At 61.2% G+C, this 14,304-nt stretch carries 15 protein-coding genes; 11 read left to right on the forward strand and 4 right to left on the reverse strand.

The window, feature by feature from the left end:
- The first annotated feature begins 11 nt into the window (after positions 1 to 11).
- The 4 genes from CHEJ32_RS0108105 (at position 12) to rarD (ending at position 4,056) form a co-directional block, all read left to right on the forward strand.
- Positions 12 to 503 carry a GFA family protein gene (locus CHEJ32_RS0108105; RefSeq protein WP_028033420.1) on the forward strand — a complete coding sequence of 164 codons (492 nt, stop codon included), beginning with the start codon at positions 12 to 14 and terminating at the stop codon, positions 501 to 503.
- Positions 500 to 1,453, forward strand: coding sequence for a prolyl aminopeptidase (gene pip / locus CHEJ32_RS0108110; protein WP_028033421.1), 954 nt, complete (start codon positions 500 to 502; stop codon positions 1,451 to 1,453). Before CHEJ32_RS0108105 ends, pip begins: the two co-directional genes overlap by 4 nt.
- A gap of 67 nt (positions 1,454 to 1,520) precedes the next feature.
- Complete coding sequence (gene cimA / locus CHEJ32_RS0108115) at positions 1,521 to 3,134, forward strand: citramalate synthase (RefSeq protein WP_028033422.1); 1,614 nt, start codon at positions 1,521 to 1,523, stop codon at positions 3,132 to 3,134.
- A 1-nt stretch (position 3,135) separates the two neighbouring features.
- Positions 3,136 to 4,056 (forward strand): EamA family transporter RarD, encoded by a 921-nt coding sequence (rarD, locus tag CHEJ32_RS0108120; protein WP_034658087.1) that lies wholly within the window; start codon positions 3,136 to 3,138, stop codon positions 4,054 to 4,056.
- Here rarD and CHEJ32_RS0108125 read toward each other — a convergent pair.
- Positions 4,040 to 4,639, reverse strand: coding sequence for a TIGR00730 family Rossman fold protein (locus CHEJ32_RS0108125; RefSeq protein ID WP_028033424.1), 600 nt, complete (start codon positions 4,637 to 4,639; stop codon positions 4,040 to 4,042). The two genes, rarD and CHEJ32_RS0108125, sit on opposite strands and share 17 nt — an antisense overlap.
- 183 nt (positions 4,640 to 4,822) lie before the next feature.
- Here CHEJ32_RS0108125 and CHEJ32_RS27385 point away from each other — a divergent pair, with 183 nt between their 5' ends.
- The 4 genes from CHEJ32_RS27385 (at position 4,823) to CHEJ32_RS0108145 (ending at position 9,798) form a co-directional block, all read left to right on the forward strand.
- Positions 4,823 to 6,466, forward strand: a complete 1,644-nt coding sequence (locus tag CHEJ32_RS27385) for an Ig-like domain-containing protein (protein ID WP_028033425.1) — start codon at positions 4,823 to 4,825, stop codon at positions 6,464 to 6,466.
- Positions 6,467 to 6,575: 109 nt separating this feature from the next.
- Positions 6,576 to 6,929, forward strand: coding sequence for a helix-turn-helix transcriptional regulator (locus CHEJ32_RS24215; protein ID WP_034658088.1), 354 nt, complete (start codon positions 6,576 to 6,578; stop codon positions 6,927 to 6,929).
- Positions 6,930 to 6,933: 4 nt separating this feature from the next.
- Entirely contained in the window at positions 6,934 to 8,814 is a 1,881-nt protein-coding gene (locus tag CHEJ32_RS0108140; protein ID WP_028033426.1) for an ABC transporter ATP-binding protein/permease, read from the forward strand.
- A gap of 39 nt (positions 8,815 to 8,853) precedes the next feature.
- Positions 8,854 to 9,798: an aldo/keto reductase gene (locus CHEJ32_RS0108145; protein ID WP_028033427.1), complete on the forward strand. Its 945-nt coding sequence runs from the start codon at positions 8,854 to 8,856 to the stop codon at positions 9,796 to 9,798.
- 163 nt (positions 9,799 to 9,961) lie between these two features.
- Here CHEJ32_RS0108145 and CHEJ32_RS24220 read toward each other — a convergent pair whose 3' ends face one another.
- Positions 9,962 to 10,405 (reverse strand): hypothetical protein, encoded by a 444-nt coding sequence (locus CHEJ32_RS24220; protein WP_051469546.1) that lies wholly within the window; start codon positions 10,403 to 10,405, stop codon positions 9,962 to 9,964.
- A 194-nt stretch (positions 10,406 to 10,599) separates the two neighbouring features.
- Here CHEJ32_RS24220 and CHEJ32_RS0108155 point away from each other — a divergent pair, with 194 nt between their 5' ends.
- Entirely contained in the window at positions 10,600 to 11,295 is a 696-nt protein-coding gene (locus tag CHEJ32_RS0108155) for a phosphatidylserine decarboxylase (protein WP_028033428.1), read from the forward strand.
- A complete protein-coding gene (gene pssA / locus CHEJ32_RS0108160) occupies positions 11,296 to 12,120 on the forward strand; it encodes a CDP-diacylglycerol--serine O-phosphatidyltransferase (protein WP_028033429.1) in 825 nt (274 codons plus the stop codon). It abuts the gene before it with no gap.
- 51 nt (positions 12,121 to 12,171) lie between these two features.
- Here the strand turns inward: pssA and CHEJ32_RS0108165 are convergent, their stop codons facing one another.
- Both CHEJ32_RS0108165 and CHEJ32_RS0108170 read right to left on the reverse strand, forming a co-directional pair.
- Entirely contained in the window at positions 12,172 to 12,888 is a 717-nt protein-coding gene (locus CHEJ32_RS0108165) for a 2-acyl-glycerophospho-ethanolamine acyltransferase (protein ID WP_028033430.1), read from the reverse strand.
- A 165-nt stretch (positions 12,889 to 13,053) separates the two neighbouring features.
- Positions 13,054 to 13,800: an SDR family NAD(P)-dependent oxidoreductase gene (locus CHEJ32_RS0108170; protein ID WP_028033431.1), complete on the reverse strand. Its 747-nt coding sequence runs from the start codon at positions 13,798 to 13,800 to the stop codon at positions 13,054 to 13,056.
- A gap of 181 nt (positions 13,801 to 13,981) precedes the next feature.
- Between CHEJ32_RS0108170 and sugE the strand changes: the two genes are divergently transcribed.
- A complete protein-coding gene (gene sugE, locus CHEJ32_RS0108175) occupies positions 13,982 to 14,299 on the forward strand; it encodes a quaternary ammonium compound efflux SMR transporter SugE (RefSeq protein ID WP_028033432.1) in 318 nt (105 codons plus the stop codon).
- Positions 14,300 to 14,304: the final 5 nt, after the last annotated feature.

Here is a 14,304-nt window from a genome sequence, read left to right on the forward strand (position 1 = left end):
GGAGCTGCGCAATGAGCCTCGACAATCAACCGGTTTACACCGGCGGCTGCCAGTGCGGTGCTGTGCGCTTCCGCATTGAAGGCGCGCTTGGAGATGCTTCCATCTGCCATTGCCGCATGTGCCAGAAGGCTTTCGGCAATTTCTATGCGCCGCTGGTCTCTACGCGCCAGGCGAAGCTGGAGTGGACCCGTGGGGAGCCGAAGCGTTTCCAGTCATCCAATCATGTGAAGCGCGGCTTTTGCTCCGAGTGTGGAACCCCGCTCACCTTTGAGGGGCCGGACGGGATTGCGCTTGCCATCGGCGCTTTCGATCATCCCGAAGAGGTCGCGCCGCGCGTTCAAGGGGGCATCGAAAGCAAGCTGCCCTATGTCGATACGCTCCACACCCTGCCGGGCCATGAAACGATGGAAGATGTTGGTGAGGCCGATTTTCTCGCCGACCTCGTCTCCTACCAACATCCCGACCACGACACGGATCAATGGCCGCCGGTGAGGACCAAATGAGCTTGCGCACATTCTATCCCGAGATCGAGCCTTATGAGACCGGCATGCTGGATGTCGGTGACGGCCACAGGATTTATTGGGAGCGGGCGGGCACGCGCGGCGCCAAACCTGCCGTATTCCTGCATGGCGGGCCGGGTGGCGGGATTTCCCCGACCCACCGGCGCCTGTTCGATCCGGAGAAATACGACATCCTGCTTTTCGACCAGCGCGGGTGTGGAAAGTCGATGCCTCATGCCGAACTGGAAGCGAACACGACCTGGCATCTGGTGGCCGACATGGAGCGGTTGCGCGAGATGATGGGCGTCGAGAAGTGGCAGGTCTTCGGCGGCTCTTGGGGATCGACATTGGCTCTCGCCTATGCGGAAACCCATCCCCACCGCGTCTCGGAACTCATCCTGCGCGGCGTCTACACCCTCACCAAGGCAGAGCTTGACTGGTATTACCAGTTTGGTGTCTCCGAAATGTTTCCGGACAAATGGGAGCAGTTCGTTTCGGTGATCCCCGAAGCCGAGCGGAGCAACCTGATGGCGGCCTACCGCAAGCGGCTCACTTCAGGCGACCGGAATGTGCAGCTCGAGGCGGCCAAAGCATGGAGCGTCTGGGAGGGCGAAACGATCACCTTGCTTCCCGATCCTGCGCTCTCGTCACACCATGCGGAAGATGACTTTGCTATCGCCTTCGCGCGCATCGAGAACCACTATTTCGTCCATGGGGGCTGGTTCGAGGAGGGGCAGCTCCTGCGCGATGCCGTGAAACTCAAGGGCATCCCCGGGGTCATCGTGCATGGCCGCTATGACATGCCATGCCCGCTACGCTACGCTTGGGAGCTTGCCAAAGCTTGGCCGGACGCAGAGCTACATATCATCGAAGGTGCCGGTCATGCTTTTTCCGAGCCGGGCATACTCGATCGGCTGATCCGGGCGACCGATGAGTTCGCGGGAAACGCGTGATGGAGATCCCAGCCCCTTCGCGCGTGTCACTGGGAGAACATGGAACGCTGCGCATCGAGGTGTCCGCATGACCAGAGAACGCATCTATCTTTTCGACACCACGCTGCGTGACGGCCAGCAGACGCCGGGAGTGGACTTTTCCGTCGAGGACAAGATCGCCATCGCGCGACTGCTCGACGAACTTGGCGTGGACTATGTCGAGGGCGGCTATCCCGGAGCGAACCCCACCGATACCGAGTTCTTTTCACGCAAGCGCACGCGTCGCGCCGCCTTCGTGGCTTTCGGCATGACCAAACGGGCGGGCGTTTCCGCAGCGAATGATCCGGGCCTTGCGGCACTCACCCAGGCAGAAAGCGACGCGGTGTGTTTCGTTGCCAAGAGTTGGGACTATCATGTCCGCTTGGCGTTAGGCGCGACGAATGAGGAGAATTTGGAAGCAATTCGTGCTTCCGTCGCTGCCGCACTGGCGGCCGGCAAGGAGGCCATGGTCGATTGCGAGCATTTCTTCGACGGCTACAAGGCCAATCCGGATTATGCGCTCGCCTGCGCCAGGGCAGCCTACGAAGCGGGATGCCGCTGGGTGGTGCTATGCGACACCAATGGCGGCACCCAGCCGGGCGAGGTGCGCGAGATTGTATCGGCGGTCATCGCTGCGGGCATTCCGGGATCGCATCTAGGCATCCATGCCCATGACGACACGGGCCAGGCGGTCGCCAACTCGCTGGCGGCCATAGACGCAGGCGTGCGCCAGATCCAGGGCACGCTGAACGGGATCGGCGAGCGCTGTGGGAACGCCAATCTCATCACGATCATTCCGACGCTGATGCTGAAGCCTGCTTACGCCGACCGGTTCGAGATCGGCCTTACGGACGAAGGACTTGAGGGCGTCTCACGCGTATCACACGCTTTTGACGAGCTTCTGAACCGGGCGCCCAATGCGCAGGCACCCTATGTGGGAGCTTCTGCCTTCGCCACGAAGGCGGGGATCCATGCATCCGCGATCCTAAAGGACCCGCAGACCTATGAGCATGTGGCGCCGGAGAAAGTCGGGAACACGCGTCGGGTCATGGTGTCGGACCAGGGCGGCAAGGCCAATTTCATCGCCGAGCTGACCCGGCGCGGCATCCAGGTGGAGAAATCCGACCCACGGCTCGATACGCTGATCGCGCTGGTCAAGGAACGTGAGGCGCAGGGCTACGCCTATGAGGGCGCAGACGCCAGTTTCGATCTCCTGGCGCGGCGGATTCTCGGCAGGCTCCCTGAATTCTTCAAGGTGGATGGTTTCCGCTGCATGGTGGAGCGCCGGTTCGACGCCAAAGGCCATCTGAAAACAGTATCCGAAGCGGTGGTGCGTGTGACGATCGATGGCGAGACGCGGCTTTCCGTTGCGGAAGGACACGGGCCGGTCAACGCGCTCGACATCGCGCTCAGGAAGGATCTCGGTAAATTCCAAGCCGAGATCGAGGACATGGCGCTCACGGATTACAAAGTGCGTATCCTCAACGGGGGCACTGAGGCCATCACGCGTGTGCTAATCGAATCTCGCGATGTGACCGGTGATCGATGGTGGACCGTCGGCGTTTCCGACAATATCATCGACGCTTCCTTCCAGGCACTGATGGACGCCGTGATCTACAAGCTGGTGAAGAACCGGGAAAGGATTGGCCTCGCGGCCGAATAATATGACCGACACGGTGGCAAATCCCCCAGCGAGCGGGGGCGATTCAGCGCGGGGGTTCCTCTTCGCATTCTCCGCCTATTTCCTGTGGGGTCTGCTTCCCTTTTTCCTGAAGGCAGTGGCTCATATCCCGGCCATGGAAGTTGTTGCCCACCGGGTCGTCTGGTCCGTTCCGATTGCCAGCATCGTACTGCTTTTCCTGGGGCGCACTGCCGATGTCCGCAAGGCTTTGACTTCCCCCCGCACGCTGTTGCTGGCCGCGTTGACGGCGGCCATCATCTCGGCGAATTGGGGCCTTTATGTTTGGGCGATAGCGACCGACCGGGCGCTTGATACGGCGCTTGGATACTACATCAATCCGCTGGTTTCGATCGCCATGGCCGCTGTCCTTCTCGGCGAGAAACTGACCCGGCTGCAACTCGCAGCCGTTGGACTTGCCGTCATCGCGGTTGTTGTGCTCACGATCGAAGGCGGTGGGCTTCCATGGCTGTCGCTGCTGCTTGCATTGACATTCGCCGTCTACGGCTTCTTGAGAAAAACCCTGCCCATTGGTCCAAGCCAGGGCTTCTTCCTCGAAGTCCTCATCCTGAGCGTTCCAGCCCTTGGCTATATCGTCTGGCTGCAAGCCATCGGCCAGGGCCATTTCCACATGGACCAACCCGCCAACATCGCCCTGCTTCTGGCTTGCGGTCCGGTGACTGCCGGTCCCTTCCTTCTCTATGCCTTCGGGGCCAAGCTCCTGCGCTATGCCACGATCGGCATCATGCAGTATATCGCGCCGAGCATGGTGTTCATCATCGCGGTGTTCATTTTCAAGGAACCGTTCAGCCACGAACAGGCGATCGCCTTCGCGCTGATCTGGACCGCACTGGTGCTCTATACGTGGCCGATGCTGCGGAGCCTGAAGGTCACAGCCGCTCAATGATCGCCGGATCGCCCTCCGAAGGAGAGCCGGCGCTCATCAGGGCCGGCACGATCTCGTCGATTTGTTCTATGACGAGCGGCTGCACGCGATGCCCCGTATGGATGAAACCTTCCGCTCTCATGTGATCGAGAAGTGAGAGGAAGGGGTCCCAGAAACCGCCCACATTGGCGAAAACCATCGGTTTTTCGTGCCGTCCGAGCTGGGCCCACGTCATGATCTCGACGATCTCTTCCACCGTCCCGATACCGCCCGGCAGCGCAACGAACGCATCGGAGTGGTCGAACATCAGATGCTTGCGCTGATGCATATCGTCGGTGACGATGAGGTCATCCAAACTCGATAGCGCCGATTCGGTCGCCTCCTTGTTCATGAGGAAGCGGGGAATGATGCCGGTGACCTTGCCCCCTTCTTCCAGGCAGCCGGCGGCGACTGCGCCCATGATGCCCTTGGTGCCCCCGCCATAGACGAGCCTGAGGCGTGCGCGCGCGAGCGCGTTGCCGAACCTGCGGCCGGCGGTGAGATAACCGTCCCCGCGCCCGGTGGAGGAGCCGCAGTAGACGCAAACGGATGTGATGGTTTTCATGGCATCATTGGTGATCGGGTTGGCGAGTCGGGTCAAGCGGCAATTGCTCGTGCGGCATGGTTTGGGCAAGCCTCGTCCTGCATGATCGAAACCCGCTGGCCACAACGGGTTTGCAAGGCCTTTGCCTTGTCCTGCTGTTCAAAAAGATATAGACCGCTCGGTAACGATAAAGAGTTTGACAACATGGTTCTCACTCCGCTCAGAGTGTTGCTTCTCATCGCGGGAGTCCTTGTCGCCGGCGTTGTGGTTCATCTGGCCGGCATCTTCAACCCGCAAGGCGAACAACAACCGCAGGCGGCCGTGAATGGCCCCCTTTCCGGGCAGCGCGCCGAAAGCGGTGCGGCCGCGGAGAAGCCGGCAAGCGAAGCTCCTGTTGTGGCTGAAGCGGGCGAGGAGGGGAAGGCCGGCGATGAGCAGGTCGTGGTTCCCGCTTTCGATCTCCTGCGCGCCGAACCTGACGGCTCGCTCGTGGTGGCCGGGAGGGCAGAGGCAGGGGCGGAGGTGGAAATCGTCAGCGGCTCTTCCGTGCTCGCCAAGGCAACCGCCGGTCCCGGCGGTGATTTCGCTGCAATTCTCGATGATCCGTTGGAACCTGGCGAACACAATATCGTGTTGCGTGCGACATCGAAGGACCGAGTGTCAGCCACATCCCTGGAGACTGCGATCGTCTCGATCCCCACCGCCGAAAGCGGGCAGGTCGTCGCTCTTGTCCAGCAACCCGGTGAGCCGAGCCGACTGATTACGGCACCCGTAGCCGAGGCGCAGAAGCCCGAAGAGCCGCAGCGGATAGCCAGGGCACCGGAGGATGCGTCCCCTCCCGCAGGGCAGGGAACCTCTGAGGTCTCTCGAGAGCAGGCCGGGAGTGGCGGGGCGTCTGCCGGTGAAGATGCGCCGAAGGAGCCGGATGGCACCGGGGATGTTGCCCGCTCCGACCCTGGTGGAGCACCGGCCGGGGAGGGAGACACCGCAGCTTCGGCGGATGCCGCGGAAGCCCCCGAAAACGACGCGCCCTTCATTGAGGCGGTGGAAATCGACGGGCGGGATGTTTTCGTCGCGGGGCGGGCAGAACCGGGGCATACGGTCCGTGTCTATGCCAACGATATCCTGCTCGGCCAGACCGATATTTCGCAGGAAGGGCGCTTTCTGATCGAAGCCGAGCGCGATCTCCCTGTGGGGGACTACATCGTTCGAGCCGACGTGCTTGGCGAGGATGGAAGCACCGTCGTCTCACGCGCTGCCGTCCCATTTGAGCGCCCGGAAGGCGAAAAGATCTCCGCCGTAGCGCCGCAGACGCTTTCGTCGCGCAAACCCTCAGAGCGGAGCGAGGCCGCCGTTCCATCAGGCGACCGGTTGGGGGAAACGCCACAAGCGGCTCCCGCAACAGATGACCAGGGCCACGGCGCAGGAACCGCCGCTTATGAAGCCGGAACGCCTTCGGGCAACGGGAGGCGCGCAGGCGATGCGCAGGGCCGACTGGGCGAGCAGATGGGAGCCCGAAGCGCGAATGCCCCCCAGCGCGCTGGCTCTGAAGCAGACGCTGCTTCCTCCGGCATGACTTCGCCGGCGCTGGAGCCCGTGGATGGTTCGGTCATCATCCGGCGCGGCGACACGCTTTGGCACATATCGCGCCGGGTCTATGGCCGGGGCATCCGCTACACCACGATCTATCTTGCCAACCAGAGCCAGATCAGTGACCCGGATCTCATCTGGCCGGGCCAGGTCTTCACCGTCCCGAACGAAACCGAGGAAGGCGAGAAGGCCGACCTCGATGCCATTGGCGGCCAAACACCGGAACTGGGGCAATCAGCCGAGCGATCGGGGCAATAGCCCTCTGCTTTTTCAGCGTTGAAGGTGTGAACTAGCCGGGTTCACATCGGGCCCATTTCGCGGGAGCCGTCTTGCACGAAAATGAATCATCGTATATCGCCGATATACGATGAAAGAGTTTTCCGACAATCCCGGGAAGGAGGGTTGCTGCACGCCGGAAACGCTGGCGCGCAGTCTCGCCGCCCTTTCCCATCCCGTCCGCATAGAGATATTGCGCCAGCTTTCCAGGGCCGAGGCATGCTGCTGCAAGGATGTTGCAGGTCGCCTGCCGCTTGCACAATCCACTGTATCGCAGCACCTGAAGGTCCTTCTTGATGCGGGTCTGGTAAGGATGCGCCCCCAGGCCCAGCGCTCTAACTATACGATCGACACCGAGGCGTTGTGCGCGCTTTCGCAGGCCGTGAGCGGTTTTCTTTCCGATTGCGCCGCCAGCGCTGCTGCACCTCAAAAAGAGAAGATTTGAGCCAATGGCTTCCAAGACTGTTTCCGCCGATACCGGCTCGATGTTGGGCACGCTTGCCAATCTTTGGCCGTATATGTGGCCGGCCAGCAGACCGGATCTGAAGGCTAGGGTGGTGATTGCGGGCATTTTCCTCGTGCTTGCCGAGGTGGTGCTGGTGCTCGTGCCCTTCTTCTACAAATGGGCGACCAATACGCTTTCCGGCGCCGGTACGCTGCCGGCCTATCTGCCAGCGTTCCTTGCCGCGCCCTTGATGCTGGTCGTGGCGTATAACCTCATGCGCATGATCCAACTTGGCTTGGATCAGTTCAACAGCGCATTGTTTGCCCGTGTCGGCCAGAATGCGGTGCGCCAACTCGCCCACAGGACCTTCGTCCACATGCATTCCTTGTCTCTGCGCTTCCATCTGGAGCGCAAGACAGGCGGTCTGTCGCGCATCATCGAGCGCGGCGTGAAGGGCATAGAGGCTATCGTCCGGCTGGCGCTCCTGAGCGCCGTGCCCACGGTGATCGAGTTCACGCTCGTCGCCGTTATCTTTGCAGTGAACTACGGTTGGAGCTACGTGGCCATAATGGCCGTCACCGTTTGGCTTTATGTGTGGTTCACGATCAAGGCCAGCGACTGGCGTATTCACATCCGCCGGCAAATGAACGAGTCGGATACGGAAGCGAACACCAAGGCCATCGATTCGCTTCTCAATTTCGAGACCGTGAAATACTTCAATAACGAAGCCATGGAGGCTCGTCGCTTCGATGCGTCGATGGCGCGCTACGAGGAGGCGGCTACCAAGACCTGGACCTCTCTCGGCTGGCTCAATTTCGGCCAGGGTGTGATCTTTGGTCTGGGCATGATGGCGTCGATGGGCCTTTCCGCCTGGGAGGTGATGCAAGGAACCCAAACGGTGGGCGATTTCGTCTTCATCAATGCGATGTTGATGCAGCTTTCCGTGCCGCTTAACTTCATCGGGTTCATGTATCGCGAGATCCGGCAGGGATTGACCGATATCGAGCAGATGTTCGACCTGCTCGACGTGCCGCCGGAGGTGAAGGACAAACCGGGTGCCGTGCCTCTCCGCGTCACGGAAGGCCGTGTGCAGTTCGACAATGTCGTCTTCGCCTATGATGCGAACCGGCCGATCCTGAAGGGCATCAGCTTCGATATCCCTGCGGGAAAGACCGTAGCGGTCGTTGGGCCCTCCGGGGCGGGCAAGTCGACGATCTCTCGCCTGCTTTTCCGGTTCTACGATGTCCAGCAGGGAACGATCCTGATCGATGGACAGGACATACGCGAGGTGACCCAGAAGAGCCTGCGCGCCGCGATCGGCATGGTGCCGCAGGACACGGTTCTCTTCAATGACACCATTGCCTACAACATCCGCTACGGCCGTACCGACGCCACGGAAGAGGAAGTTCGCCGTGCTGCCGAACTGGCCCAGATCAGCGGCTTCGTGGAAAGCCTGCCGGATGGCTACGAGAGCATGGTGGGCGAGCGCGGCTTGAAACTCTCGGGCGGGGAGAAGCAGCGCGTCGCAATCGCCCGCACGATCCTGAAGGCGCCGCCGATCCTGATCCTGGATGAGGCGACTTCGGCGCTGGATACCCATACGGAACAGGAAATCCAGGCCGCGCTCGACCTGGTGAGCCGAGGGCGCACGACGCTCGTTATCGCTCACCGCCTTTCGACCGTCATCGGCGCCGACGAAATCATCGTGCTGAAGGACGGCCGAATCGCCGAGCGCGGTACGCATCGGGCGCTTTTGGATGAAGGCGGACTTTACGCAGACATGTGGGCGCGCCAACGCGAGGCCAACGAAGCCGAGGAGCGGCTGCGCCGTGCCCGCGAAACCGATGACATGGGCGTGATTGTGCGCAAGGCCCCAGCTTATTGATGAGAATACTAATGACCATCCGCTGATGAAGGAAACGAGATGACACTTCGCCGACTTGGACAGAGCGAGATTGAGATCGCGCCTTTGGTGCTCGGAACCAACGTGGTTGGCTGGACTGCGGACGAGAAGACATCCTTCGCCATTTTCGACGCTTTCGTGGCGGAAGGCTTCTCGGCGATCGATACGGCCGATTCCTATTCACGCTGGGTTCCCGGGAATGACAGCGAAAGCGAGAAGATCATCGGTCGTTGGCTGAAGGAGCGCGGTAACCGCGACAAGGTTCATATCTTCACCAAGGTCGGCTCGGATATGGGCCAGGGCAAGAAGGACCTTTCGGCGAAGTGGATCGAGCAGGAAGTGGAAGCTTCTCTCAAGCGCCTGCAGACGGATTATATCGATCTTTATCAAAGCCACTGGCCGGATCCCACCGTGACGCACGAGGAGACGCTGTCGGCCTATGACCGCCTGATCAAGGCCGGAAAGGTCCGCTATACCGGCGCTTCCAATTACGATGCCGACCTGCTTTCCGAGGCGCTTACGGTCTCGAGGGAAAAGGCGCTGCCGCGCTACGAGACCCTTCAGAACGAATACAATCTCTATACGCGCGACAAGTTTGAAGGCGCGATACAGGAGCTCGTGCTGCGGGAAGGCTTAAGCCTCATTCCCTATTATTCGCTCGCCGCTGGTTTCTTGACCGGCAAATACCGCTCGGAGGCGGATTTCGGCAAAAGCCCGCGCGGCAAAGGCGTAGCGAAATATCTCGACGCCAAGGGAACGCGCATTTTGGCCGCGATGGACAAGGTGGCCGAAAGCACGGGCGCGGCTCATGCCGAGATCGCGCTCGCTTGGATCAATGCGCAGCGCGGTGTTGCTGCTCCGATCGCCTCCGCGACCTCGGTGAGCCAACTCGAAACCTTGGTTCGCGGTGCGAGGCTTACCCTGTCAGAGGATGATCTGAAGCTCCTCAAGGAGGCAGGTGCTTAGCCATTTTCCCGGAAGGCTTCCGGGACCACGGCACGTTTCAATACCGCAGCGTCCTGATTAGGGCGCGCAATCATTACGCCAAATTGCTGGAACGCCTCTCGACCAGAGAATAGAAGAGGGCCGCTTTTCAGCGGCCCACTAAAATTTTGCCCTCGAAGGTTGTTCAGCGAAGCCCGAACAGGCGACCGACGGCATTCAGGAACTTGGATCGACGTTCCTTTCTGTCTGCATGCTGACGCAGGCGACGAGCCACGAGCGGCCCGGTCATGCTTCCCTGATAACGGCAGTCGCACAATAGCAGGTGCGCGTCGTGGTCACTCAGCTCGAAGAATTCCATCGTGTCACCGAGCCGGTCGCTTTTGAGGCCCTCTTCGCGCAGAACGGGGTCCTCGAACGCGACTGTAAGCGGCGTATTGGCACCCCTGTAGGCTCTGCGTTCTTCGGGCGAAAGGTACTCGACCCGCCTTAGAGCATTAAGACCCCCGTCGTGTCGCTCCAAGAGCTCTGCCCAGCGCTCGATGCGCTCGCGGCGTGACAGCCTGGGTTGTGGCGGCACCGAGAAGGTGGTTGCAGCTGCAGCCAATTCTTGTGGGCTTTGGTGTTTCATGGACTCCTCCCTATCACTGGCTTCCATAAAGGCAGGTAGAGCGCGCGCCGGAAGCCGACAGGGCGTGAGTTCGGGCAGGGGTCATCACAATTTATTTTAATTTGAAACATTGTGCGATTTTCTTCCCCTTGCGTTGCAGCGGAGCCTTCTTTTCGTTAGGAAACCCGGTCCCGTCTTATTGGAAATGGTTGAATATGAGCCTGGCCGACACCATCCGAAGCACACTCGTGCCCATTCATCGCGAGGGCTACCGCTTCATCGCCGGTTTCGCCATCGGCTCGATTGTCCTGGGGCTGGTATGGGAGCCGCTGTTTTGGATCGGCTTGCTGCTGACCGCCTGGTGCGCCTATTTTTTTCGCGACCCGCCGCGCATTACCCCGGTTGACGACAGGTTGGTGATCGCGCCAGCCGACGGGGTCGTCTCCTCGGTGGGCCCTGCGATCCCGCCGCCTGAACTCGGATTATCCGGAGAATTCACGCGTATCTCCGTTTTCATGAACGTCTTTTCCTGTCATATCAATCGCGCGCCGGTGCGCGGCCGCATCTCGTTGATCGAGCACCGGCCGGGCAAGTTCCTCAACGCCGACCTCGACAAGGCAAGCATGGACAATGAGCGAAACAGCCTTGTGATCGAGACCTCTCATGGTCCGGTGGTGGCGGTGCAGATCGCGGGTCTCGTGGCGCGCCGCATCGTCTGCTGGGCGGAGGCGCCAAGCGAGATTTCCGTCGGCGAGCGCTTCGGACTGATCCGCTTCGGATCGCGCGTTGATGTCTATCTGCCCAGGGAAGCGCGTCCCCGCGTGGCGGTAGGGCAGGTCTCCGTCGGTGGGGAGACGGTAATCGCGGAGTTCGGCAGCGAGGCGCCCCCGCCTCTTGTGCGGGTCTCCTAGATGCCTGGTCCCTTCGCTCCTTTCGAGCCTCATGGCGGGGGTGGTCCGCGCATCCGCGAGATCCCGCTGCGCATGATGGTTCCCAACCTGATCACAGTGCTTGCTATTTGCGCTGGCCTGTCGGGCATTCGCCTTGCGTTTGAGCACCGGATGGAGCTGGCGGTCGCGATGGTCCTGTTTGCCGCCTTCCTCGATGCGGTCGACGGGCGCGTGGCGCGCGTGCTGAAGGCCTCATCGAAATTCGGCGAACAGATGGATTCGCTCGCGGACATCGTCAATTTCGGCGTTGCCCCCGGATTGGTGCTCTATGCCTACCTGCTCGACAGGGCAGGGGCCATCGGATGGATCGCCGCCCTTCTTTTCGCGATTGCCTGCGGCCTGAGGCTGGCGCGTTTCAATGTGATGCTCGATGATCCGAACCGCCCTGCATGGCAAACGGATTATTTCGTGGGGGTTCCCGCTCCGGCCGGCGCGGTTCTGGTGATGCTGCCCATTTACCTCGGCTTTCTGGGCCTGGAAGCGAGCCGACCTGTGGCCCTGGCCGCCTGCGCCTATACGCTTCTCATCGCCTTCCTGATGGTGAGCCGCCTGCCCGTTTATTCCGGAAAGGGATCCGGGAGCCGCGTTCGCCGGGAGCACGCCATCCCGATCATGCTGGGCGTCGTCTCCTACGCGCTCCTGCTTGCCAGTTACACTTGGCTCACCATGGCCGTTTCAGCCATGATCTATCTCCTGTCTCTGATCTGGAGCGTGCGCGCCTATTCGCGCCGCGCGACACTTGAGGAGAAGATGAGCAAGGAAACCGCCGGCTACGAGGTTGATTGAGAATTTTCGCCTGAGCCCGGTCTGAGCTCCCTTTGCAATCGAACGCAGGGATCAGGCCGGCTCGTGCGCTTGTTCCCGCGGCGTATCCTGGCGCCGCACGGCAAGCATCCGGTCGAAGAAGGCATTTGCCCCAAGCGGCTTCTCCGCGCCTGCCAATGCCACCATCTGTGCAATCGTAAGCGGCTCAAGAGCCGTGATGTTGAATCTGGGCGCCAGCCGGCGCCTCATCGCCCGGGTCAGGGAAAAGGGAGAGCGTTCGGCGCCTTCCACGTGGATCGGCACGATCCGGGCTTCCGCATTGGTCGCGATACGGGCGATTGCGCGAAACAGGCGGAAGGCCTTCGGGTCGGGAGCTTCGTCGTCCGGCAGGTAAACCGCGAGGCGTCCCCGCCCTTTGAGCCGGCGCACCAGCCTGCGGCTGACAAAAACATGATGTGCGTTGAAGGCAATCGTGCGAGCGAGCGCCCGCCAGGGATCGAGCCATAAGCTACGTGCCGATTCCTCATCGAGAATGTGCAGCGTATCACTGGGAAGAAGCGACAGCATCAAGGCCGGCTCCAGCCGCGACCTATGCCATATGGCATAAATGACCGGCGGCTCAGCCTCTCGCGCTTGGCGGATCGGCACATCCCTGATGCGAAAGAAGACCTTCAGAGGCACGTAGAGCATGGCCTGATGCAGATTGAGCCCGAGCCGCACCATGAGAAAGGCAGCGATAGCCAGCCACACGGCGAGAATCACGCACAGAACTGCGACGGCCGTCAGCATTGCTCAGTTCTCTTCACCGGCGTCCTCCAAAAGGATTGAAGCATCAACATAAACTATGAGGCGGTATATAACGTCGCCAATGCAATAGGGTCCCCAGACGGCTTCTTATAGCCGTTTGCGCTGCAGGGTAGCGGAAGGAGTGACAAGGTCAATCCGTCTCCGGCGCTAATCAGGCATCCGGTAATGCGTGAAACGGCCAAGCCGCACATCATAGATGAGCCCGGTTTCCGTAAGCGACGGGCTTGCAAGCGGCAGGATCTTCTCGGCGACTTCCTGCGGATGCGGCAGTGTGTTCGGATCCTCGCCCGGCATGGCCTGGGCTCGCATTGCGGTGCGCGTGGCCCCCGGATTTACGGCATTGACGCGCAGCGGCATATTCCGCGTCTCGTCCGCCCAAGAGCGGGCCAGCGCCTCCACGGCGGCCTTTGAAGCCGCGTAGGGGCTCCAGAAAGCGCGTGCGGAATGCGCCGCACCCGAGGACATCACAATCGCGCGACCGGCGTCGGAAGCCCGGAGCAGCGGGTCCACCGAGCGGATGAGGCGCCAGGTGGCAGTTACGTTGATAGCCATCACCTTTTCGAAGGTTTTCGCTTCCACATGCCCGATCGGGGAGATCACGCCCAGTATGCCGGCATTTGCGACCAGCACGTCTAGCTTGCCCCAGCGTTCGTGGATTGCGCCGCCCAGCCGGTCGATGCCCGCCATGTCGGTAAGATCGAGGGGTACCAGCGTCGCTTGTCCGCCAAGCGCCTTTATCTCGTCGTCAAGCTCCTCGAGACCACCCACGGTTCGTGCGACCGCAATCACATGCGCTCCTGCAGCTGCAAGTCCCTTCGCAAGGAAATAGCCGATCCCACGCGAAGCGCCGGTCACAAGGGCTATACGGCCTGAGAGATCGGTCGAACTGGGCATTGGATGTTCCTTCTCGTGGGTGCCGCGCCGGTATTAGTACGAATCGCGCCGGGGTGAAACCCGCTTCCCATCCCCGTTGCGATTGGTCGCAAGCGGACGTATATCGGCTCGCGCAAGGACGGCCTTGCGCTTTTCCCTATCCGGATGAGGACGACCTCATCGCCTTTTTGTGGAGATCAGCATGGCCTGGTTTGCGTTGTTCACCGCCGGCCTTTTCGAGGTGGGATGGGCGGTCGGACTGAAATATACCGAAGGTTTCACGCGGCTCTGGCCAACGGTCCTCACGATCATTTCCATGATCGTCAGCCTCGGCCTGCTTGGCGTCGCATTGCGCACCCTGCCGCTCGGCACCGCCTATGCGATCTGGACGGGCGTGGGCACCACCGGAACAGTCATCCTCGGGATCTTCCTTTTCGGCGAATCCGCCGACATGATCCGGCTCGCCTGCATCGGCCTGATCGTGGCCGGCATTGTCGGGCTTAAGCTCGTCACCGACTGACGAGA

It is taken from the genome of Chelativorans sp. J32, from assembly GCF_000518985.1.
Classification (GTDB): Bacteria; Pseudomonadota; Alphaproteobacteria; order Rhizobiales; family Rhizobiaceae; genus Chelativorans.